Annotated in this window: 1 protein-coding gene; it reads right to left on the bottom strand. The window is 48.9% G+C overall.

Annotated features, from left to right (window positions below; genetic code table 11):
- Positions 1–1,418 (bottom strand): hypothetical protein (locus K8S19_06615; protein ID MCD4813347.1); only part of this gene is annotated, 1,418 nt, incomplete at both ends.

Raw genomic sequence — 1,418 nt, 5'->3', positions numbered from 1 at the left:
GGTATCAAACGCTTGCAGGTCGCATTGGATCCGCCCACCAAAAACTCACTCCCATTTGAATCAATCGCAAAAACATCCTCCGAGCCCCAACTGGATGCCAGATTACTGAATGTTGTACGGTTATAGCGGTTGATGGAGCCGGACGTCCCGCCAATAATATACCATCCGCCGGAATAACAAATAGCGCGAATATTCCCGGTAAAACTCGACATAGAACTTGAAAGATCCGAAGAAAACGAGGCACCATTGTAAGTCTTCAAGCTCGGCCCTGCGCCGCCAATCAGCCATTCGCTGTTGGTGCTGTTCCATTCGACGGCATACACCGCATTGGAACCAAAACCAAGATTCGTGGATAAATCCGTACCCGATGTCCCGTTATAGCGTGAAAATTTTCCGCCGGTTCCTCCGATAAGCCAATAAGTTCCATTGTATCCAACGGAAAGCACATCATCCGTTGCAGCAAAACCAGCCAGATGACTCGAAATATCCGTAAAGGATGTTCCATTATAGCTATTGAGCGCTTTGTCCGCGCCACCCACCAGCCAGTACCCATTGGTACTGTTATAAGCACAAGCCATAATGTCCTTGGTCCCAAAATCCGCCAGACGGTTGGAGCGGTCATTAAATGTTGTGGAAGACGCCCCACCGGTATGATCATTGACCTTGGCCTGGGCACCGCCCATCAGCCAGGTCGTTCCATTTCCCGTGATGGAATAAAACGGCAGGCTGGCCCCCATATTTTCCAGACTGCTGGAAAGATCTCGAAAAATACTACCATCCCAGGAATAACATTCCGTATTCCCGCCCGTATCATTCCCGACCAGCATCCAATAATTTCCATCGTGATGGAGTGAATAGATATTGTTAAACGTTGAAACCGATGCTGAGCGGTCGGTAAATGTTGAACCGTTGTAACTTGCCAGTTTACCGCCCGAACCGCCGATCAGCCAGACACTATTGGTGCTGTCCCAGTCAATCGCATAGACATTGTTGCTTCCGAAGTTACCCTGCCCGGCACCCGAACCATCCAAAAGAAAAGAAAGATCCGTAAACGTGCCTCCCGAATAGCGGGACAGCCGACCTTGGCTGCCGCCGATCAACCAATAAGTCCCATTAAAGGCAAGCGAGTAAACCGTATATGTATTTCCAAAAAAACCAGCTGTGCTTTCTAAATTTGTAAATGTGGTGCCGTCATACTTGGTAAGCTTTCCCACGCCGCTCGCACCGCCGCCAAAAAGCCAGAAATTTTCCGTGCCGCTTCCATCGGCTATTGTCAAAATATTGTTGGAACCCCAGCCGGTCAGGCTATTGGAAAGATCCGTAAAAGTACTGCCATTATAAGCATTAATTTTTGCGCTGTTGCCGACAATGTACCATTCGGAATTACCGCCCCAGGCAATCGCGCGAATATTATTCCC

The sequence above is a fragment of the bacterium genome (assembly GCA_021108215.1).
Classification (GTDB): Bacteria; Oederibacteriota; JAAXVQ01; order JAAXVQ01; family JAUVAV01; genus JAIORK01.
This window is presented reverse-complemented; position numbering and strand designations above follow the sequence as displayed.